A 16,686-nucleotide genomic window follows, 5' to 3' on the forward strand; every position below is an offset into this window, starting at 1 on the left:
GCACCCGTGCCTGCGGCAATCCGCTTCACAGCAGATCCATAGCTCCCCGGGGAGGTTCGCACAGCGGCCCGTACCACTGTGGGACCAGCGCCGGGCATCGGGTCCGGCAAGAGATACCCCAGAGACACCCAAGAAAAACGAGGAGCACCGTGAGCGTTCTTGCCCGGAGTGTAGGCAACGCCTTTCGAAACAAGGTCAGGACCGCCGCCGTGGTGGCGGTGCTGGCCGTAGCCATCGGACTCGCCCTGGCCATGCTCGTGGCCAACCAGGCCGTCACCGGCAAGGTTGCCGAGCTGAACGCCTCGGTGGGCACGGTCCTGACCGTGAACCCGGCCGGCGGCCAGGGGTTCGAGGGCGGCGGCGAACCGCTGACGTCCGCCCAGGCGGCCACAGCGGCGGCTGTCCCCAACGTCAGCAGCGTGGTCGGCACCAAGGCGCTGCGCCTGCGCAACGCCGCTGACATCGCCGCCGAGGCCGCGTCCGGACGGACAGGCCAAGGCGGGCCCGGCGGGCAGTCGGCCACGTCCGTCACCACGAGCCTCACGGCCGCGGTCGACGCCGGCACGCTCGGCAACCGTAATCAGGCTGGCACCGGCGCCTCCGGCGCCACCGGAAGCACCGGCACTACTGGCAGCACGGGCACGACCGGGAGCACCGCGCAGGCCGCGCCGGCGTTCTCGCTGCCGATCACGGCAACGGGCATCGGCGCCGAGGTAGATTCCACCGGCAAGGCCCTGCAGCTGACGCAGGGCACCGGCCTGGGCAACTACACCGCCGCGTCCACCGGCGCCCTGCTGGGCACCACCCTGGCTGAGAAGAACGGCCTCAAAGTGGGTTCGAAGTTCACCATCCAGGACAAGACCTTTACCGTCCAGGGCCTGTTCGACTCCGGGACCGCGTTCGGCAACAACGCGCTCTACGTGACGCTGCCGACCGCCCAGACCCTCGCAGCGCTGCCGGACGAACTCTCCACCATGATCGTCACGGTCAACAGCATGGAAAACGTCGACGCCGCCAAGACCGCCCTGCAGGCGGCGCTCGGCTCCGACAAGGCCGACGTCACCCAGGGCCAGCGGAACCTTGAGACCGCCGTCAGCTCGCTGGACAGCGTCAAGAACATTTCCTTCATCGCCTTCGTCGCCGCCCTTGGCACCGCGGGACTGATCATCCTCCTGATCATGGTCATGCTGGTCCGCGAACGCCGCCGCGAGATCGGCGTCCTGAAGGCCATCGGCGCCCCGAACCGCACCATCGGCCTGCAGTTTGTGCTGGAGGCCCTCGTGCTGGTGGCCCTGGGCAGCGTGGTGGGCGCCGCCGTCGCCTCCCTTGCCAGCGGCGGCATCGCCAGCGCCCTCATCAGCTCCAGCAGCAGCACGAGCGCGGCGGCGACCGGCCAGCGCGGCGGGCCCGGCGGGTTCCCGGGCGGGGCGGGCGGCCCGCTGGGCGGGGCCAGCCAGCTGCTGACCTCCGTGACGGCGAGCGCCTCCCCCGGCGTCATTGCCGCGGGCATCGCCGCAGTATTCGGTGTCGCCATCATCGGCGCGCTCGCTCCGGCCCTGCTCACCGCCCGCATCCGTCCCATCGAAGTCCTCCGAGGAGAATAGCCATGATCGAAGTCAAGAACCTGGTCCGCACGTTCAAGTCCGGCGACCGGACCATCAAGCCGGTCAACGATGTCAGCTTCGATCTCGAGCAGGGCACCCTGGCCTCGATCGTGGGCAAGAGCGGCAGCGGCAAGAGCACCCTGCTCTCCTTGCTCGGGGCGCTGGACAAGCCCACCAGCGGCGACGTGGTGGTCAACGGCGTGAGCCTGGCCAGCATGCCGGACGGGAAGCTGACCAACTACCGGCGCCGGGACATCGGCTTCGTGTTCCAGCAGTTCAACCTGATCCCGAACCTCTCGGCCGTGGACAACGTGATGCTGCCGATGGAATTCGCCGGCGTGCGCAAGGCCGCCCGGGCCGAGCGGGCCCGGCAGCTGCTCGAACAGGTCCAGCTCGATCCGGACAAGCACGGGCGGCGCATCAACCGGCTCTCCGGCGGCGAGCAGCAGCGGGTGGCGATCGCCCGGGCGCTGGCGAACGAACCCAAGCTGATCCTGGCCGATGAACCCACCGGCAACCTGGACGAACAGACCGGCGAGCACATCATCGAGCTGCTCAGCACGCTCAGCCGGGACCACAACACCACCATCCTGGTGGTCACCCACGACCGTGCCCTGGCCAACAAAACGGACCGGCGCTTCCGGCTCCAGCAGGGCCGGCTCACGGAGGAAACGGCCCGGACCCGTGCGACGGCGGCCCTGACGGGCTGAGGTCCGGCTGAAGTCGGAGCGGCGGGGGCTCCGGCATCCGAGCTGCGGGCAGGCCTTGGGGGCCCGCCCGCGGCTCCGGCGTCGAGCCGCATGAGCTGAACTTCCCCAACTGAACCTCCCGCGTTGGACCTCCGCCATGCCAGGGCCGTCAACACCGCGGCCTGTCCGCCCCCGGGTGAGAAGATGGCACCATGTCTGCCCTCATCGCGAAGCCGTGGCTGTTCAGCCAGCCGGACCAGGATCCCCGCACAGCCACCGGCGCCAGGCTGCGCTGGGGGGTCATCGCCACCGGCGGGATCGCCGCTTCGGTCACCCGCGACCTGGCGCTCCTGGCGGATGCGGAACTGTACGCCGTCAGCTCCCGCACACAGGCGGCCGCGGAAGCGTTCGCCGCCGACTACGGCTTTGTCCGCGCCTACGGTGACCAGGACGGCGCGAGTGGTTATGCCCGCTTGCTCGCCGATGACGCCGTCGACGTCGTCTACGTCGCCACCCCGCACGCCCACCATCACAAGATCGCCCTCGCCGCCCTCAACGCCGGCAAGCACGTGCTCTGCGAGAAGGCCCTCACGATCAACGCCCGGGAAGCAGCCGAGTTGATCGCGGCGGCCCGGACCAACGGATTGTTCCTGATGGAGGCGGTGTGGAGCCGGTTCCTGCCCAGCATGCAGCGGGCGTTCGAGATCGCTGCCTCGGGCGAGATCGGCGAGGTGAAATGGGTCGCCGCCGACCTCGGCTTTCCGGCGCCGTACTCGCCCGGTTCCCGGCTTTGGGCACCCAAGGACGGTGGTGGCGCCCTGCTGGACATGACGGTCTATCCCCTGCTCTGGGCGCTCGGCACCCTGGGGTTCCCGCAAACGGTCAGCGCCACCGGCTGGCTGAACGACGACGGCGTGGACGCCCAGAATGCGTTGACGCTCGGTTACCACCACGGCGCCCAGGCCCAGCTGACCTCATCATTGATGGCCTACGGACCCCGCACGGCCACCATCGCCGGCAGCAAGGGCTACCTCCAAAGCCAGGGATCGATCAACAACCCGAAGGAACTGCTGGTCCGGATCGGCTTCGAGGAGCCCCGGACGGAGCAGTTCACCGTGGTGGGACGTGGCTACACTTACGAGCTCCGCGAGGTCACGCGGTGCATCCAGCAGGGGCTCACCGAGAGCCCGGTGATGCCGCTGGAGGACTCCCTGAACACCATGCGGCTTTTCGACGGCGTACGCGCGCAACTCGGCGTGAGCTACCCCAACGACGCCCACTAACGGCTCCCGCTTTCCACGCCCCCAGGCAACGGACCCGGCATCCCAAGTGTCTCGGTATGCCTACAGTTTCGGCTCCGCTCTGGACTCTCCTGTTGGGGCCGACTTACCCTGTAGGCAATTGTCTAGTCTTCCCGGAGCGGGGGTGCGCGCATGGATCCAGCAGCTGCGGCCTCCCGCGCGGGCCGGACCCTCCGCCCCTTGCGCCGCACGCTTCTGGCCGCCGTTGCCGGCGCCGCGTGGCTGACACTGACCTGCACGGCCGCACAAGCGGACGACGCCTGCACGCTCTACGGGACCGCCGACGACGCCGGTGAGAGCGCGGCCACCGTCTCCTGTACGGACGCCGACGACCTCCCTGTCCCCTCCCTCGACGGCGTGGTCTCCGTGGACATCGCTGCGGTCCCGGCGGGCACCTGGGCGGCGGGCGCCGTTCCGGGGCCGGGAACGGTGGCCGCGGACGTCGTTTCTGCCGACCCGGACTGGCCTGCCGGCACCGGTGCTGATCCTTCGGATCCGGACTCGCCACCGCCCGCGCCTGGGCAGGCGGCGCCGGACCCGGCGGTCCCTGCTCCGGCCATCCCTGGCCTTTCGAACTCTGACCTTTCGAACCCCGACCCTTCGCTCCCTGAACCGGCCGTCACCCCGCCGGCCACCGGGCCCGTGGTGGACCCCGAGGTTCCGGTTCCCGGCGATTTTCCGCCGGTCGTAGACCCCGCTGTTCCGGTTCCCGGCGATGTTCCGGTCGTAGACCCCGCTGTTCCGGTTCCCGGCGATGTTCCGGTCGTAGACCCCGCTGTTCCGGTTCCCGGCGCTGTTCCGGTCGTAGACCCCGCTGTTCCGGTTCCCGGCGCTGTTCCGCCGGTCGTGGACCCCGCTGTTCCGGTTCCCGATCCAGCCGGTCCGCTCCCTGGCGACCCGGCGGCAACGCCGGCGGGGACGCCGGCCGCCGTCGACGGCGCATCGTCACCGGCGGCTCAGGCAAAAGCAACCGCCGCCAAGGCAGCACCACCTGAACCGCCGGCGCCTGCTCCCATCGGCACCGAGACAGCCCGCCCCGTCCCGGCATATCCTTCCCCGGGTGCCACGGTTGCCTATCCCGCCTTGCTGGTCCCTGAACCCCGCGGCGCGGCACCTGTCCGGTCCGGCGCTGCCCCGCCTGCCGAGCCCCCTGCCGGGACCGGTGAACCTCCGGTTCCCTCCGGCAACCCGGGTCCAAGCCCGTGGCACGGCGGCACGGGCCTGCCTGCGCCTGACGCACTCCCGCCGGCTCCGGGTTCGGGGTCCGGCAGCGGGCACTCCGGCGGCGGCCCTGCCGGGACGGCTGCGTGGATGCCCGGCCTGGTCTTCTATCTACCCACCATCGGGGCCGACCCCATCGGCGGTCCGCTCCAGCACGAGTACGCAGCCGTTAGCGCTGATCCCGGTTCTTCTCCTGACTAGTCGGGCCGTCTCTGTCTCCACAGAGCACGGCCCGTCGGGCTGCCATTGCCGCCCGACAACAGTCACCCAGGAGAATCCCCCATGGACACGACCGTCCCCCGCCGGGTTTCCGGCACCCCATTTCCCGCAGGCCTGATCCCCTCAGCGCCCGCGCCCCCGGAGTACCGCGGTCCGCAGCCACGGCCCGGCTGCAAGCCCCGCCCGCCCTAGCGCATGCCACCGCTCCCATCAAGGTCGTGTACCGCCGGAGCGGGGTCGTTGGGTCCGCTGGGGGACCCAACGGCACGCTCCGGCGGAAGGGCGCCTGAGAATGGGCGGCCGGTGAGGCAATACCCGTCGATACCGGGACCGGGGGTCCTGCCGCACGCCTCAGGGACCAGGAGCAGATACCCGTACCCGTATCATTCTTTAGGAGCGCCGCCGGGGCGCGCACGGAAGGTACGGGGACATCGTGGACAGTTCGCCCAACAGCATCATCGCGGAGCCCTTGGGCGGCCGCTATCAGTTGGGGGAGGTAATTGGCCGGGGCGGCATGGCGTCGGTCTACACGGCCAAGGACCTGAACCTTGGTCGGGACGTTGCCCTGAAGCTCTTTGCACCGCAATCGGCCGATCCCGACGAGCTTCGCCGCCAGGAAGCAGAGATCGAGTTGCTGGCTACCCTGAATCATCCAAGCCTGGTGACGTTGTTCGACGCCGGGACGGACACCCGGATTCCCGAGGAGCCCCGGCCCTTCCTGACCATGGAACTCGTGGACGGCCAGGATCTGCGGACCCGGATCCGCCACAGTCCGCTGCCGCTGGACGAGTTGGCCGTGGTCGGCGCCGGCATCGCCGATGCCCTCGCCTACGTCCACGGCCTTGGCATCGTCCACCGGGACATCAAGCCCGCCAACATCCTCCTGGTGCCGGTCCGGCCGGGCGAGCCGCTCCGGCCCAAGCTCACAGACTTCGGCATCGCCCGGATCATCGACGGGACCCGGCTGACGGCCACCGGAACCATGGTGGGAACCGCCGCCTATCTCAGCCCGGAACAGGCCCGCGGCGCCGACCTCGGTCCGGCGAGCGATATCTACTCCCTGGGCCTGGTCCTGCTCGAATGCCTCAAGGGCGAGGTGGAGTACCCGGGCAGCGCCGTCGAATCCGCCGTAGCTCGCCTGCACCGCGCCCCCGTCATTCCGGACACCGTGCCCGAGGAGTGGGCCCGGCTCATCCAGGCCATGACCGCCCTGGACCCGTTGGACCGCCCCGCGGCCGCCGAGCTCGAGGCAGCCTTCCGCGTTGCCCTCGTTTCCCCCGGATCGCTGCCGGGGCCCGTCACAACGGAACCCACCCGGGTCCTCCCGGCCCCGCCGGCAAGGCGGCCCCGCCCTCCCCGGTCCGGAGTCGCAGCGGCTGCAGCGTCGGGAACACGCCCCCTGAACTTGCTGGACCCGGATGCCCTGCCGCTGCGGCCGCGCCGGCGCCGCTCCCTGTCGCGTGGGGCCAGATGGTTCCTCCGGGCACGCCCCCGCACCCGCGTCGCCGTGCTGCTCGCCGTGCTGGCAGTCCTTGCCGTCGTGGCGTCGATCGCGGTCGCCCTGTCCGCCCCCGCCGCGCCCGACGTCGTCCCCTACCCCACCGTCACGGGACCGCTCGGCGATCACCTGAGGGAACTGCAGAAGGGCGTGGAACCATGAGCCGTTCGCGAAACGCCGGGCAAGACCGCAGCCGGGGCAGGTACCGGATGCCCGCCAGCCTCCTCGCAGGACTGCTGGCGGCCGGGGCGCTGGCCGGATGCGGCGCCCCTGCCCCCGAACTGGGCCCCAGCGCGGCCAGGCAGCTGCAATCCCACGTCCTCGCTGTCAGCGAGGCCGCAGCCGCCAACGACCCCGCCGCTTCCCTGCAGCACCTTGACGAGCTGCTGACCCGCCTGGATGCCCTCGCGGCGAACGGCGAGGTATCCTTCAGACGCCACCAGAGCATTAAGTCATCGATTGATGCCGTCCGGGCGGATCTTGCCGCGCAGCAGGCGGCCGAGACAGCCCGAAAGGCGGCGGAAAAGGCAGCGGCTGAAAAAGCGGCGGCTGAACAGGCAGCCGCCGCTCAGGCGGCAGCCCAGGCGGCGGCTGCCGCGCGGAAGGCCCCGGCCGCCGTCGCCCCGGCGCCGGCCCCGGCCAAGTCCGCCACCGGGAAATCGAAGCACAAGGGGAACGGCAAGGGCTGATCCCCCCAGCCCTTCGGGCCGCTCACCGCGCCGGCCCGACCGTCCCGCCTTCCGCCGTCGTGCAACCACGGGCGCACCGGAATCCCGGGCGGGCAGCAGAGCGCCCCGCCTCCCTTTCGGGAGACGGGGCGTTCTGCGTGGCGCCGGCCCGTATTGCCACAGCGCCGGCTGCGCGCTGCGGCTGGGACTACTTGGTCAGCGCTGCAAGCACTTCGCTGAACTTCGCCGAGGGGCGCATGACCGCTGCGGCCTTGGCCGCGTCCGGCCGGTAGTAACCGCCGAGGTCCACCGGGGAACCCTGCACGGCCAGGAGTTCGCCGGTGATGGTGTCCTCGTTGGAGTTCAGGGCGTCAGAAACGGCGGCGAAGGCCGCGGCGAGCTCGGCGTCGTCGTTCTGGCTGGCCAGTTCCTGGGCCCAGAACTTGGCCAGGTAGAAGTGGCTGCCGCGGTTGTCCAGCTCGCCGGCCTTGCGCTTCGGGGACTTGTCCTCGAGCAGGAACGTGCCGGTGGCGCGGTCCAGGGTGTCGGCCAGGACCTGGGCGCGGGCGTTGCCGGTGCTGGTGGCGAGGTGCTCGAAGCTGACCGCCAGGGCGAGGAATTCGCCCAGGCTGTCCCAGCGCAGGTGGTTTTCCTTGAGCAGCTGCTGGACGTGCTTCGGGGCGGATCCGCCGGCGCCGGTCTCGAACAGGCCGCCGCCGTTGATCAGCGGCACCACGGAAAGCATCTTGGCACTGGTGCCCAGTTCCAGGATCGGGAAGAGGTCCGTGAGGTAGTCGCGGAGCACGTTGCCGGTCACCGAGATGGTGTCCTCGCCCTTGCGGAGGCGTTCCACCGTGAAGGCCGTGGCCTCGTCCGGGGACATGATGGCGATTTCCAGGCCCTCGGTGTCGTGGTCCTTGAGGTATTCCTCCACCTTGGCGATCATCCGGGCGTCGTGCGCGCGGCCCTTGTCCAGCCAGAAGACGGCGGGCGTGGCGGAGGCGCGGGCACGGGTGACGGCCAGCTTCACCCAGTCGCGGATCGGCACGTCCTTGGTCTGGCAGGCGCGCCAGATGTCGCCCGGGGCCACCTTGTGCTCGATCAGCACGGTGCCGGCGTCGTCGACGATCTGGACGGTACCGGCGGACTGGATTTCGAACGTCTTGTCGTGGCTGCCGTATTCCTCGGCGGCCTGGGCCATGAGGCCGACGTTCGGGACGGTGCCCATGGTGGTGGGATCGAAGGCTCCGTGGGCGCGGCAGTCGTCAATCACGACCTGGTAGATGCCGGCGTAGCTGCTGTCCGGGAGGACGGCGAGCGTATCGGCTTCCTGGCCGTCGCGGCCCCACATGTGGCCCGAGCTGCGGATCATGGCCGGCATCGAGGCGTCGACAATGACGTCGGAGGGCACGTGCAGGTTGGTGATGCCCTTGTCGGAATCGACCATCGCGAGTTCGGGGCCCTCGTTGAGGCCCTTTTCGATGGCTGCCTGGACGTTGCCGCGGATCTCCTCCGGCAGGTCATCGAGGCCGTTGAGGATGGAGGCAAGGCCATTGTTGGGGCTCAGGCCGGCGGCGGCGATCTGCTCGCCGTAGGTGGCGAAGAGGTCCGCGAAGTAGGCCTTGACGACGTGGCCGAAGATGATGGGGTCCGAGACCTTCATCATGGTGGCCTTGAGGTGGGCGGAGAACAGCACGCCCTCGTTCTTGGCCCGGGCAACCTGGGCAGCGAGGAACGCATCCAGGGCCGCGGCGCGCATCACGGTGCCGTCGATGACCTCACCGGCCAGGACCGGGAAGGCACGCTTGAGGACCTTGACGGTGCCGTCTTCCTTGACGAGCTGGATCTTGATGTTGGTGTCGGCCTCGATCACCACGGACAGCTCGTTCGAGCGGAAGTCGTCGGCGTCCATGTGGGCCACGTTGGTCTTGGAATCCGGGGTCCAGGCGCCCATGCTGTGCGGGTTCTGGCGGGCGTAGTTCTTGACCGAGAGCGGGGCGCGCCGGTCCGAGTTGCCTTCGCGCAGGACCGGGTTCACGGCGGAGCCCTTGATCTTGTCGTAGCGGGACCGGATGTCCGTTTCCTCGTCCGAGGAGGGGTTGTCCGGGTAGTCCGGCAGCGCGTAGCCGTGGCCCTGGAGTTCGGCGATGGCGGCCTTCAGCTGGGGCACGGAGGCGCTGATGTTGGGCAGCTTGATGATGTTGGCTTCGGGCGTCTTGGCGAGGGCGCCAAGCTCGGCCAGCGCGTCGCTGACGCGCTGCTCCTCGGTGAGGTAGTCGCCGAACACGGCGATGATGCGGCCGGCCAGCGAGATGTCGCGGGTCTCCACTTCCACACCGGCCGTCGAGGCGAACGCCTCAATGATCGGCAAGAACGAATAGGTGGCCAGCATCGGCGCTTCGTCGGTGTGGGTATAGATAATCTTTGCCATTGCGCGGGCGTCTCCCTGAAGGTCTGGGTATTTCCGGAATCTTGTGTTATCTCAACACCCCTAACTTACCCGAGGTGCCCCCGTTGGCGCCTACCGGCGTCGTGCGCGGACGGATGAGTGACGGCCCAACACGGCATAACAAAAATTGACAAGTGACTTTACAGGTTAGTCAAATTGCCGTAGTTTCGTTCCATCCAGCGGCCGCCAACAGCGGCCGCCCCGCTTTTCCACCGGTTAGGACACCCATGAGAACACCCAAGACTCTGGCCACCAGCCTGCTGACTCTTTCGGCCGCCGCGCTGCTGGCCCTGAGTGCCGCGGGGGCGGCCACGGCCTCCCCCGCACCGGCCAAGGCACCGGTCTCCGCCTCCGATGTCACCAGCCACACCGTCACCGAGACGGGCACGGCCGACTACTGGACCGCGGAACGCATGCGCAGCGCCGTCCCCGGCGACGTCCTGGCCGACAGGGCCATGAAGCGCAATGGCAAGGCCGCCGCGGCCAGTGGCCCGGCGGAAACGGGCGCCCCAAGCAAGGTCGAGGCCGCGGCTCCCAAGCTGCAGTCCCAGACGCTCCAGACGAAGGCCAATGCGAGCGAGGCCCCCGTCCCGCACATCGGCAAGGTCTTCTTCACCCTCGGCGGGACAAACTATGTCTGCTCCGGCAACTCGGTCTCTTCCGGCAACAAGAGCACGGTCTCCACGGCCGGGCACTGCGTGAACGAGGGCCCGGGCGCCTTCGCCACCAAGTTCACGTTCGTCCCGGCGTACCTGAACGGCGCCGCCCCCTACGGCAAGTGGACGGCCAAGGCCCTCTACGCCCCCACCCAGTGGAGCTCCTCGGGCGACATGACCTATGACACCGGCTTCGCCGTCATGTCCACGCTCAACGGCCAGTACCTGAGCGATGTCGTCGGCGGCTCCGGGCTGCAGTTCAACGCCGCCCGCGGCCTGACCTACAAGTCCTACGGCTACCCCGCCGCGGCGCCCTTCAACGGTGAATCCCTCAAGAGCTGCTCCGGCACCGCCACCAACGATCCCTACAACCCGCAGTTCAACACCCAAGGGATCCCCTGCAACATGACCGGCGGCTCCTCGGGCGGTCCGTGGTTCATCGGCACCAGCGCCTCCGGCTACCAGAACTCGATCAACAGCTACGGCTACGGCAGCAACTCCACCAAGATGTACGGCCCGTACTGGGGCAGCGTGATCCAGCAGGCCTACACCACGGCGGCCGCTTCCTAACCTGAGGGCACGGGCTCCGTCCGCGGGGCCCGTGCAGCCACGCTTGCCTACCCTGTCAACCCTGTTTACCCCGGCGCGGGGTCACTTGCGGCCCATCTTCAGCAGTGAGGAGGACACAGTGGCCCCGCGCCGGTTTTAATGTGCGACCCCGGATCGCCCCCCGCCGCTGGACATGCCCTCCCCTGACGCCAAGGCCCGGACATATACCCCCTATGTCCGGGCCTTGGCATGGGGAATGGACATGTCCTCCCGGGCGGGTCCTCTGTGCTCCGCAAAGAGTGGGCATGTCCCGCGGAAAGAATGAGCATGTCCCACGCTTGGCTCTGGCAGCTCCGGAAAGAATGAGCATGTCCCGCGGAAAGAATGGGCATGTCCCACGCTTGGCTCTGGCAGCTCCGAAGCTCACGGGACAAATCCTCTCCACACCCCGAAGCCTGGACATATCCCCCATATGCCCACTCCTTGCAACGAAAAATGAGCATGTCCCGCGAAAAGAATGAGCATGTCCCACGGACCGGCTGCCAGCCCACTCGATGGCACAAAAAATGGACATGTCCCCGGAAAGGGAGGGCATGTCCATTTTTTGTGCGGGTCTCCTGCGCGCGGACCGCAGGCCGGGTGGAAGAGACCGGGTGGAAGAGCCTTAGTGGAAGAAGTGGCGGGCTCCGGTGAAGTACATGGTGATACCGGCGGCGTTGGCCGCGGCGATGACTTCCTCGTCCCGGACGGAGCCGCCGGGCTGGACGACGGCGCGCACGCCGGCATCGACCAGGATCTGCAGTCCGTCGGCGAACGGGAAGAACGCGTCCGACGCCGCGACGGCACCGCGGGCACGCTCCGGCGACGCGGTGGCGTCGGCGTTCGAAGCACCGCCGGCACCGTCAACATCGGACTCCACGGTGACCCCGAGGGTGTTGGCGCGCTCGACCGCGAGCTTGCAGGAGTCGAGCCGGTTGACCTGGCCCATGCCGATGCCGACGGCGGCACCGTTGTCTGCGAGCAGGATGGCGTTGGACTTCGCTGCACGGCACGCGGTCCAGGCGAATGCGAGGTCGGCCAGGGTGGCGGCATCGGCAGCGTCGCCGGCGGCGAGGGTCCAGTTGGCGGGGGTGTCGCCGTCGGCGTCGACCTTGTCCGTCGCCTGCACCAGCATGCCGCCGGAGACCTGGCGGAACTCGGTCGGGTAGCGGCCGTATCCGTCCGGGAGGGCCAGGAGGCGGATGTTCTTCTTCTTGGACAGGATCTCCACGGCCTCGTCGTCGAAGCCCGGTGCGATGACGACCTCCGTGAAGATGCCGGCGACGGTCCGTGCCATTCCGGCGGTGACCGTGCGGTTCGCGGCGATGACGCCGCCGAACGCGGACACGGGATCGCAGGCGTGGGCCTTGGCGTGGGCGTCGGCGATGGGGTCAGCCGCGGACGCGGACCCGACGGCCACACCGCACGGGTTGGCGTGCTTGATGATGGCGACGGCGGGTTCGGCGAAGTCGAAGGCGGCGCGCAGGGCGGCGTCGGCGTCGACGAAGTTGTTGTAGCTCATGGCCTTGCCGTGCAGCTGGTCGGCCTGGGCGATGCCGGCCGGGGCGGCCTTGTCCACGTACAGTGCGGCCTGCTGGTGCGGGTTTTCGCCGTAGCGGAGCACCTCGGAGCGTTCCAGGGCCAGGCCGGCATAGGCGGGCCAGTCGATCACGCCGTCGCCGTCCTCGTCGCGGAACTGGCTGGCGGTCCAGGTGGCCACAGCGGTGTCGTAGGCCGCGGTGTGCGCGAACGCCTTGGCGGCGAGCCGGCGGCGGGTCTTCAGGTCAAAACCGCCCGAGGCGGCGGCCTCCACCACGGCACCGTAGGAGGCCGGGTCCACCACGATGGCGACGGCGGCGTGGTTCTTCGCGGCGGAGCGCACCATCGCGGGGCCCCCGATGTCGATCTGTTCGACGACGTCGTCCGGCGCGGCACCGGACTTCACGGTCTCCACGAAGGGGTAGAGGTTGACGACGACGAGATCAAACGGCTCGATCTCCATGTCCGCCAGGGTCTGCATGTGGGCCGGGACGCGGCGGTCCGCGAGGATGCCGCCGTGCACGCGCGGGTGCAGGGTCTTGACGCGGCCGTCCAGCATTTCCGGGGAGCCGGTGACTTCCTCGACTTCCTGCACGGGGATGCCCGCGGCGGCGATCTTCTTGGCCGTGGAGCCGGTGGAGACGATCTTGACGCCGGCGGTGTGCAGGCCTTGAGCGAGCTCCTCCAGACCGGTCTTGTCGTAGACCGAAATCAGTGCCCGGCGGATGGGAACTCGGTCGATGGATACACGGTCAAGCTGCGTGAAGCTCACAAAAGTCTCCGTCTTATATCGCGGCGGGGCCGCGGGTGGTGGGGATGCGGCCAGTTTATCGCGTCCCGGCGCCGGGCCCTCCCGCGCGCCGGAGTGTGAAGCACGCGCAGGCCGCGGCCCGGCCACGTAGAGTTTTCACAGGAGGCCAAGATGAACACGTACACCACTGTGCCCAGCGGCGAACAGGTGGTCCAGGAACTGCCGTGGCGGTGGAAGGTCCAAGGCCGGATCTTCCTGATCGGCGGACTGGGCTTCATGTTCGATGCCTGGGACGTCACCCTCAACGGCATCCTCATTCCGTTGCTGTCCAAGCACTGGTCGCTGAGCCCGGGCGATGCCGCCTGGATCGGCACGGCGAACCTCATTGGCATGGCCCTGGGCGCGTTTGTCTGGGGCACCATCGCGGACACGATCGGCCGCAAGAAGGCCTTCACCGCGACGCTGCTGATTTTCTCCATCTTCACCGTGCTCGGCGCCTTCTCCCCCGACTTCATGTGGTTCGTCGTGTTCCGGTTCCTGGCCGGATTCGGCCTGGGCGGCTGCATCCCGGTGGACTATGCGCTGGTGGGCGAGTTCACCCCCCGCAAACAGCGCGGCCGGGTGCTCACCGCGATGGACGGCTGGTGGCCGATCGGCGCCGCCCTGTGCGGTTTTGTCTCCGCCGGGCTGGTCGCGGCCTTCGCGGACTGGCGGCTGACCATGCTGGTCATGGTGCTCCCGGCGCTGCTGGTGTTCTGGATCCGCCGCAGCGTGCCGGAATCCCCGCTGTTCCTGATCCGCAAGGGCCGCCGCGACGAGGCCGCCAAGGTGATCGACGGCCTGGTCCAGGCCACCGGCGCCGAGGCCCGCGTCTACAGCCTGCCCGCGCCGCAGGATGCACCACGCCTCTCGGCAGGGAGCGCGTGGACGCAGTTGCGCGCCCTCTGGCAGTTCAACTGGAAGATCACGACGGCGGCATGGGCCCTCTTCTTCAGCATCCTGCTGGTGTACTACCTGTCACTGACGTGGATGCCGCGGATCCTGATCGGCGCCGGCTTCGCGGAGTACAAGGCCTTCCTGACCACGGCGTCGATGGCCGCCGTCGGACTCCTCGGCGTGGTCGTGGCCGCCCTGCTGGTGGAGCGGGTGGGCCGCAAATGGATCCTGGCCATCACCGGCCCGCTGTCCGCACTGACCCTGGTGATCGTGGCGATCGTGGTGGACATCCCCACCGCCGCCGTCTTCTGGCTCCTGGTGTTCGGCTTCGTGGTGCAGGTGGCCATCCCGGTGCTCTATGCCTACGTCTCCGAGCTCTACCCGACAGAGCTGCGCGGCTCCGGCTTCGGCTGGGCCTCGACGTTCTCGCGGCTCGGCGCCGGGTTCGGTCCGCTGGTCTTCGCGGCCTTCCTGTGGCCGGAGCTGGGGCTCGCGACGTCGTTCGCCCTGGCCGGCGGCCTCGTGCTGCTCTCCGTACTGTGGATGGCGTTCTTCGCCCCCGAGACCAAGCAGCGCCGGCTCGAGTAACGCGCCCGCCAACCCGATGCTCTATCACTCCGGGCGGTTCTGGGCGCTGATAGCCGCCCCAAGTGATAGCGCATCGGGGACATCACGACGGCGCCCCTCACCTGCGAGTGGTGAGGGGCGCCGTCGTCTGTGGTTCGATCACCCGCCTACTGGATGCAGGTCACGGACACCGAGAGAGCGTTCGCCTTGAGCTGGGTGACGGACCAGCCGGTGGGCTGACCCGATCCGCCCACGACCGGCTGGCTGGCCACGACCTGGTTGCCGTTGCTGCTGTTGATCGCGAAGCCGCCGCCGGTGGCGACGTGGCCGGCCGGGCAGCTGGCAACGACGGTGAGCGTTGAGCCGCTGGCCGACGCGACGCTCACACTGGTGGACGCTGCGGCACCGGTGGCCCCCGTCTCGCCCTTGGCCCCTGCAGGGCCTACCGGGCCGATGGCGCCCGCGGGGCCGGCGGCACCGGTTGCGCCGGTGGCACCCGTCTTGCCCTGAAGGCCGGGCTCCCCGGCAGCACCCGTGGCACCGGTGTCACCCTTGTCACCGGCATCACCCTTCTCGCCCTGGACGCCTTGAGCGCCCGTCTCACCTGTCGCGCCTACGGCACCCGTTTCACCGGTGGCCCCCGTGGCACCGGTCTCGCCGGTGTCGCCCTTCTCGCCCTGGGCACCTGTTTCGCCGGTGGCCCCGGTTGCACCCGTCTCGCCGGTGTCGCCCTTCTCGCCCTGGGCACCTGTTTCGCCGGTGGCCCCCGTGGCACCGGTCTCGCCCGTGGCGCCCGTGCCACCGGTGTCGCCCTTGAGTCCGGGCAGTCCCTGGATCCCCTGGGCACCGGTGAGGCCCTGGATGCCCTGGATGCCTTGGGCGTTCCAGGAGATTGCGGTTTCCTTCTTGGAATCGCACGAGGCGCCCGCGGGGAGTACCCGCAGCTCACCGCCGTTGTTGTTGTTGAAACACCCCTTGATTTCGCCACTTGCCGACGTTGGAGTGGCGGCTATGGCAGCAGAAACGGCGCCCGTTCCGAGAACGAGCGCCGCAGTGAGACACAGGACTTTTGGACTTGTCTTGGCAAGGCTGAATCGAGACACGAAGAACCCCCGGAGATGCGGCGAATGAATGAGACTGCGTCAGACTATTGCCCATTTCACTACTTGCACCGGCTCGGAAATACCTGTCTTTGGCCCTGCAGTACCTGACTTTCGGAACGTGTACTCAGTTTTGCGGGTCCGACCACTTGCTTTGACTGCGAAGGCCGCTACGCGCCCACGACCCGATGCGCTATCACTTCGGGCCGTCTCCTGGCTGTTCTGAGCCCTGATAGCCACCTCAAGTGATAGCGCATCGGGGAAATCAGAGGGGCAATCAGGCGGGGGGAAATCAGGCGGCGGGGGAAATCAGGCGGCGGTGTGGGCCGCGGCGAGGGAGGCCAGCGTGGAGACCAGGAGCCGTCGTTCCACCACCTTGATGCGCTCGTGCAGGGACTCCTCGCTCTCGCCGTCCCCGATCGCCACGGCTTCCTGCGCGATGATGGGGCCCGTGTCCACCCCGGCGTCGGCCCAGTGCACCGTGCAGCCGGTGACCTTCACGCCGTAGGCCAGCGCGTCGCGGACCCCGTGGGCGCCGGGGAAGGACGGCAGCAGCGCCGGGTGCGTGTTGAGGTATTTGCCGCCAAACGCGTCGATGAAGTCGGCGCTGACAATCCGCATGAAGCCCGAGGACACCACCACATCCGGGGCGAAGCCGGCGACGGTCTCGGTCAGGGCCGCGTTCCAGGCCGCCCGGTCCGGGTAGGCCTTGAAGTCCACCACAAACGTGGGAATCCCGGCGGCGGCGGAGCGTTCCACCCCGAACGTCCCCGGGCGGTCGGCGCCGACGGCGGCGATCTCAACGTCGAGCGCGCCGGACTTCACGGCATCGATAACTGCCTGGAGGTTGGAGCCGGTGCCGGAAACGAGGACAACTATGCGCATGGTCCTAGCTTATGG

12 protein-coding genes are annotated in these 16,686 nt (G+C 69.0%); 8 read left to right on the forward strand and 4 right to left on the reverse strand.

What is annotated here, in order from left to right; genetic code table 11:
* Positions 1-149: 149 nt before the first annotated feature.
* From C566_RS0112950 to C566_RS0112975, 6 genes are all read left to right on the forward strand, one after another.
* Positions 150-1,604, forward strand: coding sequence for an ABC transporter permease (locus C566_RS0112950; protein WP_026266660.1), 1,455 nt, complete (start codon positions 150-152; stop codon positions 1,602-1,604).
* Between the two features lie 2 nt (positions 1,605-1,606).
* Positions 1,607-2,314: an ABC transporter ATP-binding protein gene (locus C566_RS0112955; protein ID WP_018774776.1), complete on the forward strand. Its 708-nt coding sequence runs from the start codon at positions 1,607-1,609 to the stop codon at positions 2,312-2,314.
* Positions 2,315-2,505: 191 nt separating this feature from the next.
* Complete coding sequence (locus tag C566_RS0112960) at positions 2,506-3,576, forward strand: Gfo/Idh/MocA family protein (RefSeq protein WP_018774777.1); 1,071 nt, start codon at positions 2,506-2,508, stop codon at positions 3,574-3,576.
* A 150-nt stretch (positions 3,577-3,726) separates the two neighbouring features.
* Entirely contained in the window at positions 3,727-5,016 is a 1,290-nt protein-coding gene (locus tag C566_RS22725; protein WP_026266661.1) for a hypothetical protein, read from the forward strand.
* Between the two features lie 448 nt (positions 5,017-5,464).
* Entirely contained in the window at positions 5,465-6,694 is a 1,230-nt protein-coding gene (locus C566_RS0112970) for a serine/threonine-protein kinase (RefSeq protein WP_026266662.1), read from the forward strand.
* Entirely contained in the window at positions 6,691-7,221 is a 531-nt protein-coding gene (locus C566_RS0112975) for a mucin-associated surface protein (protein ID WP_231386355.1), read from the forward strand. Before C566_RS0112970 ends, C566_RS0112975 begins: the two co-directional genes overlap by 4 nt.
* A 187-nt stretch (positions 7,222-7,408) precedes the next feature.
* Here C566_RS0112975 and C566_RS0112980 read toward each other — a convergent pair whose 3' ends face one another.
* A complete protein-coding gene (locus C566_RS0112980) occupies positions 7,409-9,631 on the reverse strand; it encodes an NADP-dependent isocitrate dehydrogenase (protein ID WP_018774780.1) in 2,223 nt (740 codons plus the stop codon).
* A gap of 245 nt (positions 9,632-9,876) precedes the next feature.
* Between C566_RS0112980 and C566_RS0112985 the strand changes: the two genes are divergently transcribed.
* On the forward strand, positions 9,877-10,875 hold the full coding sequence (locus C566_RS0112985; protein WP_018774781.1) for a trypsin-like serine peptidase: 999 nt from the start codon (positions 9,877-9,879) through the stop codon (positions 10,873-10,875).
* 643 nt (positions 10,876-11,518) lie between these two features.
* Here C566_RS0112985 and purH read toward each other — a convergent pair.
* Complete coding sequence (purH, locus tag C566_RS0112990; protein ID WP_018774782.1) at positions 11,519-13,204, reverse strand: bifunctional phosphoribosylaminoimidazolecarboxamide formyltransferase/IMP cyclohydrolase; 1,686 nt, start codon at positions 13,202-13,204, stop codon at positions 11,519-11,521.
* Between the two features lie 150 nt (positions 13,205-13,354).
* On the opposite strand from purH, the gene C566_RS0112995 reads away from it, so the two are divergent.
* The gene (locus C566_RS0112995; RefSeq protein ID WP_018774783.1) at positions 13,355-14,707 is read left to right on the forward strand and encodes an MFS transporter; all 1,353 of its coding nucleotides are present in this window, start codon (positions 13,355-13,357) and stop codon (positions 14,705-14,707) included.
* Between the two features lie 146 nt (positions 14,708-14,853).
* On the opposite strand, the gene C566_RS23350 is transcribed toward C566_RS0112995, so the two are convergent.
* Together C566_RS23350 and purN are read right to left on the reverse strand one after the other, a co-directional pair.
* Positions 14,854-15,789 (reverse strand): collagen-like protein, encoded by a 936-nt coding sequence (locus C566_RS23350; RefSeq protein ID WP_018774784.1) that lies wholly within the window; start codon positions 15,787-15,789, stop codon positions 14,854-14,856.
* A 306-nt stretch (positions 15,790-16,095) separates the two neighbouring features.
* Entirely contained in the window at positions 16,096-16,671 is a 576-nt protein-coding gene (gene purN / locus C566_RS0113005) for a phosphoribosylglycinamide formyltransferase (RefSeq protein WP_018774785.1), read from the reverse strand.
* Positions 16,672-16,686 lie beyond the last annotated feature (15 nt).

Source organism: Arthrobacter sp. 131MFCol6.1, assembly GCF_000374925.1.
Classification (GTDB): domain Bacteria; phylum Actinomycetota; class Actinomycetes; order Actinomycetales; family Micrococcaceae; genus Arthrobacter.

Excerpts from the sequence above, each read along its gene's own strand:
- C566_RS0112955 (WP_018774776.1), top strand. The coding sequence starts at position 1,607 with ATGATCGAAGTCAAGAACCTGGTCCGCACGTTCAAGTCCGGCGACCGG.
- C566_RS0112960 (WP_018774777.1), top strand. The coding sequence starts at position 2,506 with ATGTCTGCCCTCATCGCGAAGCCGTGGCTGTTCAGCCAGCCGGACCAG.
- C566_RS22725 (WP_026266661.1), top strand. The coding sequence starts at position 3,727 with ATGGATCCAGCAGCTGCGGCCTCCCGCGCGGGCCGGACCCTCCGCCCC.
- C566_RS0112975 (WP_231386355.1), top strand. The coding sequence starts at position 6,691 with ATGAGCCGTTCGCGAAACGCCGGGCAAGACCGCAGCCGGGGCAGGTAC.
- C566_RS0112980 (WP_018774780.1), bottom strand. The coding sequence starts at position 9,631 with ATGGCAAAGATTATCTATACCCACACCGACGAAGCGCCGATGCTGGCC.
- C566_RS0112985 (WP_018774781.1), top strand. The coding sequence starts at position 9,877 with ATGAGAACACCCAAGACTCTGGCCACCAGCCTGCTGACTCTTTCGGCC.
- C566_RS0112995 (WP_018774783.1), top strand. The coding sequence starts at position 13,355 with ATGAACACGTACACCACTGTGCCCAGCGGCGAACAGGTGGTCCAGGAA.
- purN (WP_018774785.1), bottom strand. The coding sequence starts at position 16,671 with ATGCGCATAGTTGTCCTCGTTTCCGGCACCGGCTCCAACCTCCAGGCA.